Origin of the sequence: Agromyces sp. NBRC 114283, assembly GCF_030268405.1 — a bacterium.
Taxonomy (GTDB): domain Bacteria; phylum Actinomycetota; class Actinomycetes; order Actinomycetales; family Microbacteriaceae; genus Agromyces; species Agromyces mediolanus.
Genome location: NZ_BSQP01000001.1, coordinates 49,638 through 67,349, shown reverse-complemented (window position 1 = coordinate 67,349; position 17,712 = coordinate 49,638). Strand labels below are relative to the sequence as shown.

General features: G+C 72.5%; 16 protein-coding genes. 13 read left to right on the top strand and 3 right to left on the bottom strand.

Annotated features, from left to right (window positions below; genetic code table 11):
- Positions 1-48 precede the first annotated feature (48 nt).
- A complete protein-coding gene (gene lplAB / locus QSJ60_RS00330; RefSeq protein WP_230765559.1) occupies positions 49-1,098 on the top strand; it encodes a lipoate-protein ligase LplAB in 1,050 nt (349 codons plus the stop codon).
- A 217-nt stretch (positions 1,099-1,315) separates the two neighbouring features.
- Entirely contained in the window at positions 1,316-1,639 is a 324-nt protein-coding gene (locus tag QSJ60_RS00325; protein WP_230765561.1) for a hypothetical protein, read from the top strand.
- Between the two features lie 121 nt (positions 1,640-1,760).
- On the opposite strand, the gene QSJ60_RS00320 is transcribed toward QSJ60_RS00325, so the two are convergent.
- Positions 1,761-2,546: a GntR family transcriptional regulator gene (locus tag QSJ60_RS00320; RefSeq protein WP_285462107.1), complete on the bottom strand. Its 786-nt coding sequence runs from the start codon at positions 2,544-2,546 to the stop codon at positions 1,761-1,763.
- 179 nt (positions 2,547-2,725) lie between these two features.
- Between QSJ60_RS00320 and QSJ60_RS00315 the strand changes: the two genes are divergently transcribed.
- The 7 genes from QSJ60_RS00315 (at position 2,726) to QSJ60_RS00285 (ending at position 10,949) form a co-directional block, all read left to right on the top strand.
- Positions 2,726-3,514 (top strand): ABC transporter ATP-binding protein, encoded by a 789-nt coding sequence (locus QSJ60_RS00315; protein WP_285462106.1) that lies wholly within the window; start codon positions 2,726-2,728, stop codon positions 3,512-3,514.
- The gene (locus tag QSJ60_RS00310) at positions 3,504-4,352 is read left to right on the top strand and encodes an ABC transporter permease (protein WP_285462105.1); all 849 of its coding nucleotides are present in this window, start codon (positions 3,504-3,506) and stop codon (positions 4,350-4,352) included. The genes QSJ60_RS00315 and QSJ60_RS00310 overlap by 11 nt, the downstream gene beginning before the upstream one ends.
- The gene (locus QSJ60_RS00305) at positions 4,352-5,167 is read left to right on the top strand and encodes an ABC transporter permease (protein ID WP_230765569.1); all 816 of its coding nucleotides are present in this window, start codon (positions 4,352-4,354) and stop codon (positions 5,165-5,167) included. The genes QSJ60_RS00310 and QSJ60_RS00305 overlap by 1 nt, the downstream gene beginning before the upstream one ends.
- Before the next feature lie 79 nt (positions 5,168-5,246).
- On the top strand, positions 5,247-6,311 hold the full coding sequence (locus QSJ60_RS00300; RefSeq protein ID WP_285462104.1) for an ABC transporter substrate-binding protein: 1,065 nt from the start codon (positions 5,247-5,249) through the stop codon (positions 6,309-6,311).
- A 171-nt stretch (positions 6,312-6,482) separates the two neighbouring features.
- A complete protein-coding gene (locus tag QSJ60_RS00295; protein WP_285462103.1) occupies positions 6,483-7,772 on the top strand; it encodes an MFS transporter in 1,290 nt (429 codons plus the stop codon).
- The gene (locus QSJ60_RS00290; protein ID WP_285462102.1) at positions 7,759-9,231 is read left to right on the top strand and encodes an aldehyde dehydrogenase family protein; all 1,473 of its coding nucleotides are present in this window, start codon (positions 7,759-7,761) and stop codon (positions 9,229-9,231) included. Before QSJ60_RS00295 ends, QSJ60_RS00290 begins: the two co-directional genes overlap by 14 nt.
- Positions 9,228-10,949: a thiamine pyrophosphate-binding protein gene (locus QSJ60_RS00285; RefSeq protein ID WP_285462101.1), complete on the top strand. Its 1,722-nt coding sequence runs from the start codon at positions 9,228-9,230 to the stop codon at positions 10,947-10,949. Before QSJ60_RS00290 ends, QSJ60_RS00285 begins: the two co-directional genes overlap by 4 nt.
- A 148-nt stretch (positions 10,950-11,097) precedes the next feature.
- Here QSJ60_RS00285 and QSJ60_RS00280 read toward each other — a convergent pair whose 3' ends face one another.
- A complete protein-coding gene (locus tag QSJ60_RS00280; protein WP_285462100.1) occupies positions 11,098-11,697 on the bottom strand; it encodes a TetR/AcrR family transcriptional regulator in 600 nt (199 codons plus the stop codon).
- Between the two features lie 169 nt (positions 11,698-11,866).
- Here QSJ60_RS00280 and QSJ60_RS00275 point away from each other — a divergent pair, with 169 nt between their 5' ends.
- A complete protein-coding gene (locus QSJ60_RS00275; RefSeq protein WP_285462099.1) occupies positions 11,867-13,318 on the top strand; it encodes an APC family permease in 1,452 nt (483 codons plus the stop codon).
- Positions 13,315-15,045: an amidohydrolase gene (locus QSJ60_RS00270; protein ID WP_285462098.1), complete on the top strand. Its 1,731-nt coding sequence runs from the start codon at positions 13,315-13,317 to the stop codon at positions 15,043-15,045. Before QSJ60_RS00275 ends, QSJ60_RS00270 begins: the two co-directional genes overlap by 4 nt.
- A 216-nt stretch (positions 15,046-15,261) precedes the next feature.
- Here QSJ60_RS00270 and QSJ60_RS00265 read toward each other — a convergent pair whose 3' ends face one another.
- The gene (locus QSJ60_RS00265; RefSeq protein WP_285462097.1) at positions 15,262-15,765 is read right to left on the bottom strand and encodes a flavodoxin/nitric oxide synthase; all 504 of its coding nucleotides are present in this window, start codon (positions 15,763-15,765) and stop codon (positions 15,262-15,264) included.
- A 61-nt stretch (positions 15,766-15,826) separates the two neighbouring features.
- Here QSJ60_RS00265 and QSJ60_RS00260 point away from each other — a divergent pair, with 61 nt between their 5' ends.
- Both QSJ60_RS00260 and QSJ60_RS00255 read left to right on the top strand, forming a co-directional pair.
- Positions 15,827-16,777 (top strand): DNA-methyltransferase, encoded by a 951-nt coding sequence (locus QSJ60_RS00260; protein WP_285462096.1) that lies wholly within the window; start codon positions 15,827-15,829, stop codon positions 16,775-16,777.
- Complete coding sequence (locus QSJ60_RS00255) at positions 16,774-17,694, top strand: LLM class F420-dependent oxidoreductase (RefSeq protein WP_285462095.1); 921 nt, start codon at positions 16,774-16,776, stop codon at positions 17,692-17,694. Before QSJ60_RS00260 ends, QSJ60_RS00255 begins: the two co-directional genes overlap by 4 nt.
- Positions 17,695-17,712 lie beyond the last annotated feature (18 nt).

Sequence of the window (17,712 nt, the reverse complement as noted above, 5' to 3'; positions counted from 1 at the left end):
TTGCGGCGAACCGGCGTGCGCCCGCCGTCGGATCCGTAGGCTGGGGGCATGCACGGTGAGTACAAGGTTCCCGGGGGCAAGCTCGTCGTCGTCGACTTCGATGTCGTCGACGGACTGATCCGCAATCCGCGGGTCGCCGGCGACTTCTTCCTCGAACCCGACGAGGCGCTCGGCGACCTCGACCGGGCGCTCGACGGCCTGCCGGCGGCATCCGATGCGAAGACGATCGCGAAGGCGGTCGCCGAGGGCCTCCGCCCCGACGCGGTGCTGCTCGGCTTCTCGCCCGAGGCGGTCGCCGTGGTCGTGCGCCGCGCCCTCACCGAGGCGCGCAGCTGGGCGGACTACGAGTGGGAGCTCGTGCACGATCCCGCCGTGCCGCCGCGCCTGCACCTCGCGCTCGACGAGGTGCTCGCGGGCCGGGTCGGCGACGGCCGGCGCAAGCCGACGCTGCGCTTCTGGGAGTGGGACGAGTCCGCGGTCGTGATCGGCTCGTTCCAGTCGGTGAAGAACGAGGTCGACCCGGAGGGCGCGGCCAAGCACGGCTTCGAGGTCGTCCGGCGCATCTCGGGCGGCGGGGCGATGATGATGGAGAAGGGCAACGTCGTCACCTACTCCCTGTACGTGCCGGCCGAGCTCGTGCAGGGCATGAGCTTCGCCGACTCCTACGCCTTCCTCGACGACTGGGTGCTGCAGGGCCTGCGCTCGCTCGGCATCGAGGCCACGTACCAGCCCCTCAACGACATCGCGAGCCCGGCCGGCAAGATCGGCGGGGCCGCGCAGAAGCGGCTCGGCAACGGCGGCGTGCTGCACCACGTGACGATGTCGTACGACCTCGACAACGAGAAGATGCTCGAGGTGCTGCGCATCGGCCGCGAGAAGATCAGCGACAAGGGCATCGCCTCGGCGGCGAAGCGCGTCGACCCGCTGCGCTCGCAGACGGGTCTCAGCCGCGCCGAGATCATCGAGCGCCTGAAGCAGACCTTCGTCTCGCTGTACGGGGCGCAGCCCGGCACGGTCGCGCCCGACGAGCTCGCCGAGGCCGAAGAGCTCGTCGCCTCGAAGTTCGCGACCCCGGAGTGGCTCAACCGGGTTCCGTAGGCGGCCGCTCGTTCCCCCACCCGCACCGCGAAGTCGCGCAAACGGCGCAGGCGAGCGGCCCGAGGCATCCGTTCGCGCGACTCCACGAGGTGGAGTCGCGCGAAGCGCACGGTGACAGGCTCGGAAGTCGCCGTTCATGCGACCTCGGGGTCGCCTTCGTGGCGGGACGGGTGGATGGCGCGAGGAACGCTCAGCGTCGGACGCTACAATCGCCCGGATGGAGTGGTGGGTCTGGGCGCTGATCGCCGTCGTCGTGGTGGCGGTGGCCGCGTTCCTGGTGCGCCGGGGGTGGATCGACCTCTCCGACAAGACGAAGCGCGGCAAGCCGTCCGGGCACGCGGTGCTCATGATCGGCGACGAGGTCTTCGCGCCGCGCAAGTACGAGGCGCAGCTCGAGATGGACAAGCAGAACCGGCTGCCCACGCCGGCGCCCACGCCCGACGGCGACAAGGGCATCGCCTTCGCCGACGAACAGGGCGACCCCGCGGCCGAGCCCGATCCGTCCGACCGCTTCCGCGGCAGCATCCGCCTCGACGTCTAGCGGCGTGGTTCGCTGAGCCTGGTTCGCTGAGCCTGTCGAAGCGCCCCTCGACAGGCTCGGGGAGCCATTGGTTCGCTGAGCCTGTCGAAGCGCCCCTCGACGAGCTCGGGGAACCAGTTCCCTAGTCGGGCACGTCGGCTTCGAGCCGGGCGACGACGGCGTCCCGGATGCCCGCGAGGTGCCCGCGCAGCACGGCCGTCGCCCGCTCGACATCGCCGCTCGCGACGGCCTCGACGAGGGCGGTGTGCGTGCGCTCGTGCTCGGGCGAGTCGTGCAGCCGCCAGCCGAGCACGAAGCGGCCGACCTTGAGCCGCAGCCGCTCGATGGTGTCCCAGAGCACGGCCCGCTCCTCGGCGTCGTAGAGCTCGCCGTAGAAGGCGGCCCGTGCGGCCACGAAGCCGGCGCCGTGGTTCTCGTCGTCGGCGATGCGCGCGAGTTCGCGGAGCCGTTCGAGGCGATCGGGCGTCATCTCGGCCATCGCCTGGCGCAGCGCCTCCACCTCGAGCACCGCGCGGACGTCGTAGAGCTCGCGGGCCTGCCGCGGCGTCAGTGACTTCACGTGCGCGCCGCGGCGGCCGTCGGCCTCGACGAGCCCCTCGGCCTCGAGCTGGATGAGCGCGGCGCGGACCGGGACGCGGGAGACCCCGAGGATCTCGGCGACGGTCGCCTGGCGGAGCTTCTGGCCGGGGGCGAGCGTGCCGTCGAGGATGCCGGCGCGGAGCACCTCGACCACCGTGTCGCCCACGGAGCGGTATCGGCTCGCCATCCGTTCGGCCGTCGCCTGCAGGCTCGAGGAGGTGCGTTCCGGCAGCTCGTAGTCGCCGGATGCGGGCTCGCCGAGCGCCGCGAGGGCGCTCGTCGACAGCGCTTCGTTCACCTGGGCCTCCGTCTCCGGATCAGTCTGCACGATCACCCCGCCTGCGCGGAAGGGCTTCGAGGGATCCCGTATCCAGAATCCTTGATTAAAAAGCTGAGACTCCCTATCGTGTCCGGCATGGAGACTCAGCACGAACGAACCAACAACGATGTCGGCTCGCTCGCGGAGCGGCAGCGGCGCGATCTGCAGGCGAGGAAGCGGGTGCTCCGATGACGAGCATCCTCTCCGTCCGGGACGTCTCGAAGACGTTCACGGTGCGCAAGAGCCGCACCCAGACCTCGACCCATGCCCTCGCCGGCGTCGACCTCGAGGTCGAGGAGGGCGAGTTCGTCGCGATCATCGGCGCGAGCGGATGCGGCAAGTCCACGCTGCTCCGACTCATCGACGGTCTCGACTTCCCGACCACCGGGCAGATCCTGCTCCGCGGTCAGGAGGTCACCGGGCCGGGCGCCGACCGCGGCGTCGTGTTCCAGCAGCCGAACCTGCTGCCCTGGCGCACCGTCGGTCGGAACATCCAGTTCGCCCTCGAATGCCTCCGCGTCGACCGCGCCCAGCGCGAGGGCATCGTGCGCGATGTGCTGCAGCTCGTCGGCCTCGACGGCTTCGAGCAGCACTACCCTGGGCAGCTGTCCGGCGGCATGCAGCAGCGGGTCGGCATCGCCCGCGCCTACGCCGTCCGCCCCAGCATGCTGCTGCTCGACGAGCCGTTCGGCGCCCTCGACGCGCAGACCCGGGTCGTGCTGCAGGAGGACCTCGAACGCCTCTGGCGCACCGAGCAGAAGACGACGATCCTCATCACGCACGACATGGAGGAGGCGGTCTACCTCGCCGACCGCGTGGTGGTCATGGGGAGCCGCCCCGGCCGCGTCGTCGACGTGGTCGACATCCCCTTCGACCGGCCGCGCGACTACGAGCTGCGCGGCACCGCGGAGTTCGGCCGCCTGAAGACGCGCCTCTGGCATGCGCTCCAGGCAGGGATGAACGCCGATGTCGCTTGACGCGGTGCCCGCGACGGCGACAACCGGCGTGAGCGTGCAGTACGTGCGCGGGCGGCAGGCCCGCCTCCCGCTCCGGCACCGGGCCTGGTTCCAGCGCACGCTCGTGTGGGGCGGCATCCTCGTCGCCTGGCAGCTGTTCGCCATGAATGTGGGGCCGTTCTTCTTCCCCACGATCCCCGAGGTGCTCGCCGGTGCGATCGAGTCCTTCGCCGACGGCACCTACCTGACGGTGCTCGCGAGCTTCCAGCAGATGCTCATCGGCTTCGCCCTCGCGGCGGTCGTCGGCATCCCGCTCGGGCTGCTCATGGGCCAGTTCAAGTTCGTCGACTTCGTCATCGGACCGTTCGTCAACGCCTTCTTCGTGACCTCGCTCGCCGCGCTGCTGCCCTTCATCATCCTGCTGTTCGGCACCGGCTTCGAGTTCCGCGTCGCGGTCGTCTTCCTCTTCGCCGTCTTCTATCTGATCATCACGCCGGCCGCCGGCGTGCGGTCGATCGACCGCGGCGTGACCGAGATGGGCACCTCCTTCGGCGTCGGGCCCGTGCGCCGGCTCTGGAGCATCACCCTGCCCGGCACCCTGCCGTTCGTGATCACCGGCCTCCGGCTGGGCCTCGGCCAGGCGGTGCAGGGCATGGTGGTCGCGGAGCTCTGGGTGTCGATCGGCACCGGGCGGAAGCTCCTGAGCCTCGGCTATGCGCGGGAGCTCGGGCAGTTCTTCGCCGCCGCCGCGGCCGTGGTGCTCATCGGCGCGTTCCTCACGGCGCTCCTCCTCTACGGGCAGCGCAAGCTCACCCCGTGGGCGGGCGACGTCGAGCAGGCCGTCTCGGGGGCCCGCTGATGACCGCGCAGCTCTCGACCAGCGCCTCGCCCGTCGTCGGCCGCGCCGTCCGCGCGCCGCTGCCCCCGTGGAAGGTCTGGGGCTGGACCGTCCGCATCACCCTGCTGCTCGGCGTCCTCGGCGCGTGGCAGTGGTACGGCACGCAGGGCGAGTCCTTCGCCATCCCGCCGTTCTTCGACGTCGTCGAGGCGTTCTGGGAGGGGATCGTCTCGGGCGAGTTCCTCGTCGCGGCCGCCGGCACCCTGCTCACCATGGTGCTCGGCTATGCGATCGCCGTCGCGATCGGCGTACCGATGGGCCTGTGGATCGGTTCCTCCCGCTTCGCGCGCAACGTGTTCGAACCGCTCGTGCACGCCGCGTACGCGACCCCGGTCTCGCTGTTCATCCCGGTCATCGGCATCTACACGGGCCTCGACCTCAGCGGCCGGGTGACCCTCACCGCGCTCTGGTGCCTCTTCGAGATCATGGTGAGCACCATCTCGGGCGTGCGCTCGACGCCGGTGCCGCTCATCGAGATGGGGCGGGCGTACGGCGCGGGCGGGGCGAAGCTCTACTCCGGGGTCATCCTGCCCGCGGCGCTCCCGCTCGTCGTGGTCGGCCTGCGCATCGGCGTCGGCCGGGCCATCCGCGGCGCCGTCACCGCCGAGCTGCTGCTCTCCGCGGCGAACCTCGGCGAGGTCATCCTCTTCGCCGGCTCGCTCTTCGACATCCCGAAGCTGCTCGCCGCGATCATCTTCGTCATGCTGCTCGGTCTCGTCCTCATGCGCATCGCGACGCTCGTGGAGCGCCGGGCGACGCGCCATCTGCAGCACTGACTCCGATGCGTTCCCAGGCCGACGGCGCCGCCGTCGGCATCCCCCCAGAAGGATCACCAGCACCACAAGGAGGAATGGCATGTCAGCATCACCCCGCCTCAGGCGGCGCACCACCACTGCCCTCGCGCTCGGCACCGTCGCCGTGCTCGCCCTCTCGTCCTGCGCGTCCGGCGGCAGCGGCAACGACGCCGAACCGCAGACCGTCCAGATCGCGCTGAGCGCCAACCCCCAGGCCTCGCTCGTGCCGCTCGTCTACGGCGTCGACAACAACGGCGGCGAGTTCGGCCTCGAGCTCAGCGTCGACGACAACGTGACGATCTTCGACTCGCACACGACCGCCGCGCAGACCGTGCTCGGCGGCCGGGCGAACGTGCTCGGCTCGTCGATCTCCTCGATCCTCGCCGCCCGGCAGCAGGGCGAGGACTTCAAGATCTTCTGCCCGTATGTGAGCATGGACGACTTCGTGCTCACCGGGGCGAACGGGGTCACCGAGATCGACCAGCTGTTCGACGCGTCGACCCGGGTCGGCATCGACAGCCCCGGTGGCGCCGGCGCGATCATCCTGAACGCGCTGCTCATGGGCAGCGGCGAGACCCGCAGCATCCAGGAGATCCCGAACCAGCAGATCATCGAGAGCTCCAGCCTGCGCACCGCCGCGTGGGCCGCGGGCGAGGTCGACTCGACCGTCATCCACGAGGACCAGTACGAGCAGGCCGAGGGGGAGGTCACCGATCCGGTACGGATCGCGACGCTCTACGAGGACGTCGACACCTTCGTGAAGGAGGTGCAGGCCGCCGAGGCCGGATGGCTCGAGGAGAACCGCGAGCTCGCGGCCCAGTACTGCGCCACCACCCTCCTCGCCATGCACCAGCTGAAGGCCGACTTCGACCTCTTCGTCGAAGCCGTCAACACCTACGTCGAGGACCCGCCCGAGGAGGACGCGCTGCGGGTGCTCTTCGACCTCATCCAGGAGTACCCCTTCTGGACCGAGGACGGCGGCCTCAGCGAGGACAGCATGGCCTTCATGGTCGAGGTCGCGACGGCCTCCGGCGTGCTGAGCGAACCGCTCGACCCGGCCGAGCTCGTCGACCGGGAGACCCTGGACCGCGCGGTCGAACTGGCGAACGGCGTCATCCAGGGCTGACGCGCGCGGGCGGGCGCGGGGAGGGATGGCCCCGCGCCCGTCGCCCGCGTCGAGATGGATGGTTCGCTGAGCTCGTCGAAGCGGACACGACACGGATGGCTCGCTGAGCTCGTCGAAGCGGATTCCTCGCTTCGACGGGCTCAGCGAACCACCGGAGAGAAGAGGAGCGCGATGCGACGCGTCGAGATCGCCGTCACCGCGGCGGCGACGGTGAGCCTCACCGGTGTGCAGGGCGTAGCGCCCGCGCTGCCGGCGCTGCAGGCCGAGCTCGGCATCACCGCCGCGGAGATCTCGCTCGTCACCATCGCGTACGTGCTCGCCGCGGCGCTCATCGCCTTCCCCGTCTCGGCGTTCGGCGACCGCTTCGGGGAGCGCCCGGTCATCGCGGCGGCGCTCGCCGTGTTCGGGCTGTGCGGCCCGGCGGTGTTCCTCGTCGACTCCCTGGTGCCGTTCGTCGTGCTGCGCTTCGTGCAGGGCGCGGCGTTCGGCGTCGTGCTCTCGCTCAGCATCGCCGCGGTCTCGCACTCCACCGACGCGGTGGAGCTCGCCCGTTCGCAGCGCACCCGGCTCGTGGCGATGGCCGCGGGCGAGGTGGTGTTCCCGATCGTCTCCGGCGCGGTGCTCGTCTTCGCCTCCTGGCAGTGGGTCTTCGCCCTCCAAGCCGCGGCTCTGCCCGTCGCGATGCTCTGCTGGTGGGCGCTGCCCGCCGGGCGGCCGAGCCCCGTGCCCGTGACCGCCCGGAGCGATGCGCCGCGCGGCGGCTTCGCCGGGGCCGCGCTCGGCGCCCTCGGCACCCCGTTCGGCGCGGCCGTGCAGGTGCCCGGCTTCGTGCGCTTCTTCGTGAAGTTCACGATCCTCAGCTACGTGCCGCTGCTCGCGGCGGACGCCTTCGGCATGACGCCGCTCCAGATCGCCTTCATGATCGGCGGTTTGGCGTTCGTCGCCGCCTCGGTGGCGATCTTCGTGCCGTGGCTGCTGCGGCGCTCGAGCGTCGGCGGCCTCACCTTCTTCGCTCTCGTGCTCGCGGCGCTGCCGATCGCGCTGCTCCCCGCGACCGGGTTCGTCGGGGCTGCCGGCGCGGCGCTGCTCGCCGCGCTCGTGGTGGCCTCGGGCCTGGGCGACGGACTGCTCGGCGTCCTGAACAACGTGTCCGCGAGCCTCGCCGCCCCGCCCGGCGCCCGCTCGGCGTTCCTCGGGGCGACGGGCTCGATCCGCAACCTCGGCAAGCTCGTGGCGCCGGCACTGCTCGGCGCGCTCACGGTCGTCATGCCGATCGGCGGGGCCATCGCCGTGGTCGGCGCGCTCGGCCTCGCCAGCACCCTCAGCGTCCCCGCGATCTCCCGCGGCGTGCGGGACGCCGCTTCCACCGCACCAGACTCGGCGACGCCGCCGGGCGAACGACGACGCTCGCGGCCTCCGGGCCGGAGCCCGAGAGGAGACGATCCACATGACGGAGTCTGACCGCGAGGCGCGGCGGCGCATCGAGGAGATCGGGGCGCACCCCTGGCGGCAGCGCATCGGCGACGAGCTGCGCGTCGGCCGGGGCCCCGCGATCCCCATCATCGACCCGACGGACGACACGGTGCTCGTGGCGCCGCCGACGGCCGACGCCGACGACGTCCGCGACGCCGTCGACCGCGCCGCGGACGGCGCTGTCGCGTGGGGTACGGCGACGCCGCGGGAGCGGGCCGGAGCCGTCCGCGACTTCGCTGCGGTGCTCGAGCGGCACGCCGAGGAGCTCGCCTGGCTCGACACGATCGACGCGGGCCTGCCGCTCTGGATGATGCGCATCGACGCCGCGACCGGGGTCGAGCGGATGCGGCTGTTCGCCGACCTCGCCCACTCGCTCGTCGGGCAGACGATCCCCGCGAGCGCCGGGAACCTGCACCTCACCTTCCCGGAGCCGTTCGGCGTCGTCGCGCGGATCATCCCGTTCAACCACCCCTTCATGTTCGCCTCCTCGAAGCTCGCCGCCCCGCTCGTCGCCGGCAACGCCGTCGTGCTGAAGCCGTCCGAGCTCACCCCCCTCTCGGCGCTGCGGATGGGGGAGCTCGCCGACGGCGTGCTGCCGCCGGGGGTCTTCTCCGTCGTGCACGGCGGACCGGAGACGGGCGAGGCGCTGGTGCGGCATCCCGCCGTGTCCCGCATCGCGTTCACCGGCAGCCACCAGGTCGGCCGGGCCATCCAGCGCTCGGGGGCGGAGGTCGGCATCAAGCACGTCTCGCTCGAGCTCGGCGGCAAGAACGCGCTGCTGCTCTTCCCCGACGCGGACCTCGACCGCGCCCTCGCCTCGGCGGTGAAGGGCATGAACTTCGCCTTCGCCGGCCAGTCGTGCGGCTCGACCTCGCGGGTGCTCGTGCACGAGTCGATCGCCGAGGAGTTCACGGAGCGCTTCGTGCGCGCCGTCGCCGGGCTGCGACTCGGCCGGCCCTGGGAGGAAGGCGTGCAGATCGGGCCGATGGTGTCCCGCCGGCAGCAGGACCGCGCCCTGGGCTTCATCGAGCGCGCCGTCGCGGCCGGCGCCGAGGTGCTCACGGGCGGCAGCCGGGGCCCCGGCGACGGGTACGCCGTGCAGCCGACCGTGCTCGGCGGCGTCACCCCGGATCTCGAGGTCGCGAAGGAGGAGGTCTTCGGCCCCGTCGTCAGCATCATGACCTTCCGGGAGGAGACGGAGGCCGTGCGCATCGCGAACGGCGTCGAGTACGGGCTGACCGCCAGCGTCTGGACCCGCGACCTCGACCAGGCGCTGCGCGTCTCGCGCGCGCTGGAGGCGGGCTACGTGTGGATCAACGACACCTCGACGCACTTCCCCGGCGTCCCGTTCGGCGGAGTCAAGCTCTCCGGTATCGGCCGCGAGGAGTCCGTCGACGAGCTGCTGAGCTACACGCAGCTCCGCGCGATCAACGTGGTGACGGCGTGAGCGCGCCGGCGTGCCCCGAGTTCGGCTCGGACGCGATCGTCGAGCTGCTCGTCGGGCTCGGCATCGACCTCATCCCTTTCGCGCCCGGCGCGACGTTCCGGGGCATCCACGACTCCCTCGTGAACGGCCGGGCGGACGCCCCTGGGATCATCGAGTGCCTGCACGAGGAGATCTCGGTCGCGGTCGCCCACGGCTACGCGAAGGCGAGCGGCAAGCCGGCCGCCGCCGCCCTGCACGACATCGTGGGCCTGCAGCACGCGACGATGGCGATCTACAACGCCTGGTGCGACCGGGTGCCGCTCCTCCTGCTCGGTGGCACCGGACCGGTGGATGCCGCGCTCCGCCGCCCCTGGATCGACTGGATCCACACCGCGAACATCCAGGCCACGCAGGTGCGCGACTACACGAAGTGGGATGACCAGCCCGCGTCGCTGCCCGCGGCGATGGAGGCGATGATCCGGGGGCGGCAGCTCGCCGTCGCCGCGCCGCAGGGCCCGGTGTACCTCACGATCGACTCCGAGATCCAGGAGAACCCCGTGCCCGAGGGCTTCCGGGTGCCCGACCCGGGTCGCTACGCCCCGGCCGAGGCCATCGCCCCTGCGCCCGCGGCGGTCGAGGCGATCGCGGCCCGACTCGTCGCGGCGGAGTGGCCGCTCATCGCCGTCGAGTCCGTCGACCGCCAGCAGTCCGCCCTCGAGGCCCTCGTCCGGCTCGCCGAGCTGCTCGGCGCCGGGGTCGTCGAGGTGCAGCGCGACTACAACCGCACCGAGCTGTGCGTGCCGACGCGGCATCCGCTGAACCTCACCGGCATGCCGCTGCCCGCCCGTCCCGACGTCGTGCTCGCGCTCGAGGTGCGCGACGTCGCGGTCGTGCCGGGGCTCGACCCCGAGGCGACCGTGCTGCAGGTGACGACCTCGGGCCTGGCCCCGAAGGCCTGGGCCGCCGACCTGCAGCGCGTCCAGCCGGCCGAACTGCTCGTGCCCGCGCAGGTCTCCGCGACGCTGCCGCTCCTCCTCGCCGCGGTGGAACGCCTGCTCGCCGAGCGCCCCGAGGCGCGCCGCCGGGCGGAGGAACGCGGCGCGGCGACCACCGGGCACTCCGCGGCAGCGCGCACCGCGTGGGCGGCGACCGCCGCCGACGCCGAGCGCATCACGCCGGCAGTGCTCGCGGCACGGCTCGACACGGCCACCCGGAGGCACGACCGGGTGCTCGCGAACGGCAGCCTGCACAACTGGGTGCATCGGATCTGGGACATCGGACGGGTCGACCGCTACCTCGGCTCCAGCGGCGGGGCGGGGCTCGGCTACGGGCTCGGCGCCTCGATCGGTGCGGCCCTCGCGCACCGGGGCACCGAGCGGCTCGTCATCGACATCCAGTCCGACGGCGACGCCATGATGACGCCCGGCGCGCTCTGGACGGCGGCCAGGCACCGCGTGCCGCTCCTCATCGTCGTCGAGAACAACCGCATGTGGGGCAACTCGTTCATGCACGCCGTGAAGATCGCGGAGCTGCGCGGGCGCTCGACCGAGCATGCCGGCATCGGCACGCGCATCGACGATCCCGCGGTCGACTTCGTCGCGCTCGCGGCCTCGATGGGGATCGAGTCCGGATGGCGCGTCGAGGACGTGGGCGAGCTCGATGCCGCGCTCGCCGCTGCGGTCGAGCACGTCATGACCCGGCGGCTGCCCGCGATCGTGGACGTGCGGACGGAGGACTGAGGCTGCCGGTTCGCCGAGCCCGTCGAAGCGCCCCTCGACGGGCTCGGGGAACCAGGTGGTTCGCTGAGCCTGTCGAAGCGCCTGGCCGAAGCGCCCCTCGACGGGCTCGGGGAACCAGTCGTCCCCTCGACGGGCTCGGGGACCGCGACTACCGCGGCGGGCAGCCGAGGTCGGCCGCGACGGCGCGCATGGCCGTCTCCGCCGTCTCGACCGACATGAGCGCGTTGCCGCCGACGATGTGCAGGCCGTACGCGTCCTCCAGCGCGACGAAGGTCATCGCGAGCTGCTCGTCGTCGAGGCGCGGGGCGAAGGCGCCGCTCGCGCGGCCGGCGGCGAGGATGCCCCGGTAGGTGCCGAGTTGGCGCAGGTAGAGCTTCTGCACGAGCTCGTCGTGCAGCGCCGAGTTGCCCGCGAGCACGTCGAACTCGTACAGCAGGCTCATCAAGGCGTCGTCGGGACCGCTCGGCAGGCCCCCCGCGATGGCGGCCGAGAGCTGCTCGCGCGGGTCGTCGAGGGCTGCCACCGCGGCGTCGCGGGCGTCGCAGAAGCGCTCGACCCCGGCGGCGTGCGCCTCGACGAGGAGGGCGTCGAGGTCTTCGTAGTAGTAGAGGATGGCGCCCCGGGTGAGCCCGGCCTGCGCCGCCACATCGGTGAGCGAGAGCGAGCGGAGCCCGTGCATGCGCCCGGCGGCATACGTCGCCTCGATGAGCGCTTCGCGGCGGGCGCGCTGATCGCGGGGTCGGGCCATGACCTTGACACTAGCCGACGCGTTTGCGAGACTCGGTGAATTCTTTGACTCTAACGTCAAAGAATTGGCCGGCTCAGCCGGCGCCCAGCCGACCGGCCCCCGCCGGTGCAGCCGACCGGCACGCCGGACTCGACTCGGCACGGTTCCCCGACGAAGAGAGACCGCCCCTATGACCACCCCCACCCCGGCGGGCCCGCCCGCCCTCGACACGGCCGCCACGACGACGCACGGCGCGCAGCTCTCGCGCTCGCTCGGCGTCGGCGGCAACGTGCTCATCACGCTCTCGGGCATCTCGCCGGCCTCGAGCGTCTTCATCCTCGGCGGGGCCGCCCTCGCCACCTACGGCACCGGCGTCTTCTGGGGCTTCCTCCTCGCCGGCGTCATCAGCCTCCTCGTCGCGTACTGCTACGCCGAGCTCGGCTCGAGGCATCCGATCGCCGGAGGCGACTACACCCTCGTGAACCGGGTGCTCGGCCCGGCCGCCGGTGCCGCCGTCTTCTTCATCAACCTGATCACGCTGCCCCTCATCGTCGCGATCTTCGGCATCGGCGTCGCCGACTACCTCGGCGTCGCGATCGCCGGCCTCGACCCGATGTGGACCGCCCTCATCGTGATCGCGCTCGCCACGATCACCGCGTGCTTCAACATCCGCACGAACGCCTGGGTCACCGGCGCGTTCCTCTTCGTCGAGATGGCGGCCCTCGCCTTCCTCGCGCTGCTCGGCTTCATCCACATCGAGCGCCCCGTCACCGCACTGCTGGACCCGCAGGCCCTCGACGCCGCCACCGGCGGGCTCGCCCCGCTCGGCATCGCCGGCCTCGTGCTCGCCGTGACGCAGGGCATCTTCTCGTACAACGGCTACGGCGGCGCCATCTACTTCGCCGAGGAGACCCGCAACGCCCGCCGCACCATCGCCCGCGCCGTGCTCTGGTCGGCGCTCATCACGGTCGTCGCCGAGATCGTGCCGCTGTCGGCGATCCTGCTCGGCGCCGACTCGCTCGAGGAGCTGTTCGGTGCGGCGCTGCCCGTCGAGTCCTTCCTCACGGCGCGCTCCGGCGAGGCCGTCTCCATCGTCATCCTCGTCGCGATCGCCCTCGCGATCGTGAACGCGATCATCGCCATCGCCCTGCAGTCGGGCCGGCTGCTGTTCGCGGCGGCACGCGACCAGGCCATGCCGGCCGCCATCGCCCGCCCGCTCGCGACGATCTCCCCGACGACGCGGATGCCGGTGCGCGCGACGATCGTCATGGGGGTCATCGCCCTCGCCGCCTGCTTCGTGCCCTTCGACATCCTGCTGAACGCGACCGGCTCGACCCTCGCCTTCAGCTACGGCTTCATCGCCATCGCGGCCCTCGTCGTCCGTCGCCGCCGTGCCGGCGAGACGGTGCCGAGCGGCGGCTTCCGGATGCCGCTCTGGCCCGCCCCGCCCGTCGTCGCCCTCATCGCGATCGCGACGATCTTCGTGGTCGGCATCCTCGACCCGGCGCAGTGGCTGAGCCTCGGCCTCGCGGCGGGCATCGTCGCCGCGGGCTTCCTCTACTACCTGCTCTACCTCCGCAGCAATCCGGGCGCCGCCCACCTGCTCGAGGCCGACGACGACGAACCGGAGCCCGCGAAGTGACCCTTGACACCCTGATCACCGGTGCCCGCGTGCGCACCTTCGACGCCGCGGCGCCCTGGGCGGAGGCGGTCGGCGTCGCCGACGGCCGCATCGCCTACGTCGGCTCGGCCGACGCGGCGCCCGCGGCGCGCCGAACGGTGCAGGCCGAAGGCCGCCTCGTCACGCCCGGCGTCATCGACAGCCACAACCACCTCCTGCTCGGCTTCGACGAGGACGCCGTCTCGCTCGAGGGCGCGCACACCCTCGACGAGGTGCGCCGCCGCATCGCGGACTTCGCGGCGCGTCGCCCCGAGCTGCCGTGGATCTGCGCCGAGAACGCCGTGTACGCGGTCGTGCAGGGCCGCCGCCCGAACGCGGCCGACCTCGCCGGGCTCGACCCCGCCGGCCGGCCGATGTTCGTCACGACGTACGACCAGCACTCCGTCTGGCTGAACGACACGGCCCTGCGCGTGCTCGGCATCGGCGGCGGCGGCGAGATCGCCTGGGGCCGCCCGGAGCGCGACGCCGCGACGGGCGAGCCCACCGGCTGGGTCACCGACTTCTACACGAGCGCGATGACCGAGGCGGGCCTCGCCGAGCTGCAGCGCGACATCCCGATGTACTCGCCCGAGCGCCGCTACCGCAAGCTGCAGTCGAGCATGCGCATGGCGACCGCGCTCGGCATCACGACAGTGGTCGAGCCGCAGGTGCCGCTCGCCGAGCTCCCGCTGTTCGAGCGCGCCCTTGCCGAGGGGGTGCTGAGCTCGCGGGTGATCGCGGCGCTGTTCCACCCGGTCGGGGCGGACGGCACGTTCCGGGCGCGGCTCCGCGAGACGATCGACCGCGCGGCGGCCGAAGCGGATGCCGAGGGGCTGCTGCGCCTCGGCCCGATCAAGCTCTACGCCGACGACGTGATCGAGCCGCACACCGCGCTCATGCTCGAGGACTACGCGAACCGGCCCGGCCGGCGCGGCCGTCCGAGCTACGCCGGCAACGGCGGGCGCGAGCTGGTCGACATCGTGACCGAGCTCGACCGGCTCGGACTGCAGACCCACACGCACGCGACGGGCGACGGCGGCATCCGCCTCGCGCTCGACGCGATCGAGCAGGCGCAGCGGGTGAACGGCACGAGCGACCGCCGGCACGGCGTCGTGCACGTCGAGTGCCTGCACCCCGACGACCTGCCCCGCTTCGCGGAGCTCGGGGTCACGGCCGCGATGCAGCCGCGGCACTGCTCGCCCGACCTCGTGGCCGGCACGTGGATGGAGAACGTCGGCGAGGCCCGCTGGGATCGCGCCTGGCGGTTCCGCAGCCTCCTCGACTCGGGTGCGACGGTCGCGTTCTCGAGCGACTGGCAGGTCGGCGAGATGGATCCCCTCGTCGGCGTCTTCTCGGCGGCGACGCGGGCGGCGCTCGACGGCGCGAATGCCTGGACCGCCGCCGAGCGCGTCGGGATCGACCGCTCGCTCGAGGCGTACACCGTGCACGGGGCGCGAGCCTGGCACCTCGAGGGCTCGCGTGGGCGGCTCGCCGTAGGGATGGACGCCGACCTCGTCGTCTGGTCGGGCGATCTCCACGCGCACGAGCACGATCCCGCCGGGCTCCTCGGGGAGCACGCCGAGGTCACGATGGTCGGTGGGCGGGTGGTGCACTCGCTCGGCGCGGTGGCCGAGGCGGTCGGATCCGTCGCGGCGGCCGACCCGGCGGCCGGGCGCGAGCTCAGCGACGCCCACGCGCACGGGCACTGACGGCCCTGGTCCGCTGAGCCTGTCGAAGCGCTGGTTCGCTGAGCTCGTCGAAGCGCTTAGTTCGCTGAGCTTGCGCTTGGTCCGCTGAGCTTGTCGAAGCGGCTGGTCCGCTGAGCTTGTCGAAGCGGCCTGGGCGTTCGCTTCGACAAGCTCAGCGAACCAACAAGCTCAGCGAACCAGGGGCGCTTCGACAAGCTCAGCGAACTACCAGAGCGCTCAGCGCGCCGCGCGCAGCAGCGCCGCCGCCCAGGCGGCGGCGCGATCGAGCTCGCCGTCGCGGAGCGGCCCGGCGGTCGGCCCGACCCGGAACGACGCCGGCTCGCCGATCGTGCGGAAGCCGAGGCCGTCGAGCCGGCGCCGCACCCGGTGCGATGGGGCGCCCGCGGTGCCCGGCGCCTGCCGCACGTCGAACGTCGCCGCGAAGGGCGCGGCGTCGGCGGGCACCGCCCCGAGTTCGGCGAGCCACTCGCGGATCCCCGCGCGGCTCGCGGCCGAGGCATCCGCCCCCTGCGCCCGCGCCGCCCGGCGCGAGAGCCGGCTCGGCAGCGCGAAGCCGTGCGTCGGCGAGCCGACGATGACGAGCTCCGCGTCGCCCACGTCGGGCCGGTCGTCGGCGAGCTCGAGGCGCACCGCGCCGACGGGCGTGAGCGCCCGCGCCATCGAGGCCGCCACCGCGGCGGTGTTGCCGAACATGGATTCGTAGACGACGAGCGTGCGCATCCTGGCCTCCCGCGGGCATCGTAGCGGTCGCCCGCGTCGGCCTGCTGGCAGACTGGAGCGCGTGGCCGCCGCCGAACCGAACCGCGTCATCCACGCCGACAACCTCGACGTGCTCCCGACGCTGCCCGACGGCCGCTTCACGATGATCTACCTCGACCCGCCGTTCAACACCGGCCGGCCGCAGGAGCGGCGCACGACGAGCCACGTGCGCATCGTCGACCCCGAGCCCGAGCCCGACGAGGCATCCGGCCGCCCCGAGGTCGAACCTCGCCCCGCCCATGCGACGGTCCGCGGCTTCGCGGGGCAGCGCTACGAGCGGGTGCGCGGCGATCTGCTGCGCTACGACGACCGCTTCGAGGACTACTGGGCGTTCCTCGAGCCGAGGCTGCTCGAAGCGTGGCGGCTGCTCGCCGACGACGGCACCCTCTACCTGCACCTCGACTATCGCGAGGCGCACTACGCGAAGGTGCTGCTCGACGCGCTCTTCGGCCGCGAGTGCTTCCTCAACGAGATCATCTGGGCCTACGACTACGGCGCGAAGACGAAGCGCCGCTGGCCGACGAAGCACGACACGATCCTCGTCTACGTGAAGGACCCGGACCGCTACTGGTTCGACTCCGCCGAGGTCGACCGGGAGCCGTACATGGCGCCCGGGCTCGTCACCCCCGAGAAGGCGGCCGCGGGCAAGCTGCCCACCGACGTCTGGTGGCACACGATCGTCTCGCCGACCGGGCGCGAGAAGACCGGCTACCCGACGCAGAAGCCCGAGGGGGTGCTGCGCCGCATCGTGCAGGCCTCCACCCGCGAGGGCGACTGGGTGCTCGACTTCTTCGCCGGCTCCGGCACGACGGGCGCGGTCGCGGCGGCCCTCGGCCGGCGCTTCGTGCTCGTCGACGAGCACCCCGACGCCGTCGCCGTGATGCAGGCCCGCCTCGGCGAGGTGCCCGACACGGTGTTCGAGAGCAGTGCCACCGCGCCGGCCACGGCGCTCGACGCGAAGGAGCGCGCATGAAGTTCCGGATCTTCACCGAACCGCAGATGGGGGCGAGCTACGAGCAGCAGCTCGCGATGGCGCTCGCCGCGGAGCGGCTCGGCTTCGACGCCTTCTTCCGCAGCGACCACCTGCTCACGATGGGCGGCGACGGACTGCCGGGTCCGACGGACTCCTGGGTGACGCTCGGGGCGCTCGCGCGCGAGACGTCGACGATCCGGCTCGGCACGCTCGTCACGAGCCTCACGTTCCGGCATCCGGGGCTCACCGCGATCCAGGTCGCGCAGGTCGACGCGATGAGCGGCGGCCGGGTCGAGTTCGGGCTCGGCACGGGATGGTTCGCCGCCGAGCACGCGGCGTACGGCATCCCGTTCCCGGCGCAGCGCTTCGGCCTGCTGGAGGAGCAGCTCGAGGTCATCACCGGGCTGTGGTCGACGCCCGTCGGCGGGCGCTTCTCCTTCGAGGGCGACCACTACACGCTGCAGGACTCCCCGGCGCTGCCGAAGCCCGTGCAGGATTCGGTGCCGATCATCGTCGGCGGTACGGGCCCGAGCCGCACGCCGGCCCTCGCCGCGCGCCTCGCACACGAGTACAACGTGCCGTTCAGCACGAACGCGGAGATCGCCGAGGCCTTCGGGCGCGTGCGCCGGGCGGCCGAGGAGTTCGGCCGCGACCCGGGTTCGCTCGTCTACTCGGCGGCCCTCACAACGACCGTGGGGGAGACGGATGCCGCCTACCGGCGCCGTGCCGCGGCCATCGACCACGACCCGGCGGAGCTCGCCCGCGAGGGCATCGGCGGCGCCGTCGCCGAGGTCGTCGACCGCATCGGCGGGCTCGCGGAGCTCGGCGTCGAGACGCTCTACCTGCAGATCCTCGACTTCGACGACCTCGAGGTGCTCGAGCTGCTCGCCGCCGAGGTCGTGCCCGCGTTCCGCTGAGCGGGGTCGAGGGGGAGA

Coding starts and splice junctions, on each gene's coding strand:
- QSJ60_RS00290 (WP_285462102.1), top strand. CDS start 7,759: ATGACGGAGTCTGACCGCGAGGCGCGGCGGCGCATCGAGGAGATCGGG.
- QSJ60_RS00325 (WP_230765561.1), top strand. CDS start 1,316: ATGGAGTGGTGGGTCTGGGCGCTGATCGCCGTCGTCGTGGTGGCGGTG.
- QSJ60_RS00280 (WP_285462100.1), bottom strand. CDS start 11,697: ATGGCCCGACCCCGCGATCAGCGCGCCCGCCGCGAAGCGCTCATCGAG.
- QSJ60_RS00265 (WP_285462097.1), bottom strand. CDS start 15,765: ATGCGCACGCTCGTCGTCTACGAATCCATGTTCGGCAACACCGCCGCG.
- QSJ60_RS00295 (WP_285462103.1), top strand. CDS start 6,483: ATGCGACGCGTCGAGATCGCCGTCACCGCGGCGGCGACGGTGAGCCTC.
- QSJ60_RS00255 (WP_285462095.1), top strand. CDS start 16,774: ATGAAGTTCCGGATCTTCACCGAACCGCAGATGGGGGCGAGCTACGAG.
- QSJ60_RS00300 (WP_285462104.1), top strand. CDS start 5,247: ATGTCAGCATCACCCCGCCTCAGGCGGCGCACCACCACTGCCCTCGCG.
- lplAB (WP_230765559.1), top strand. CDS start 49: ATGCACGGTGAGTACAAGGTTCCCGGGGGCAAGCTCGTCGTCGTCGAC.
- QSJ60_RS00275 (WP_285462099.1), top strand. CDS start 11,867: ATGACCACCCCCACCCCGGCGGGCCCGCCCGCCCTCGACACGGCCGCC.
- QSJ60_RS00310 (WP_285462105.1), top strand. CDS start 3,504: ATGTCGCTTGACGCGGTGCCCGCGACGGCGACAACCGGCGTGAGCGTG.
- QSJ60_RS00305 (WP_230765569.1), top strand. CDS start 4,352: ATGACCGCGCAGCTCTCGACCAGCGCCTCGCCCGTCGTCGGCCGCGCC.
- QSJ60_RS00315 (WP_285462106.1), top strand. CDS start 2,726: ATGACGAGCATCCTCTCCGTCCGGGACGTCTCGAAGACGTTCACGGTG.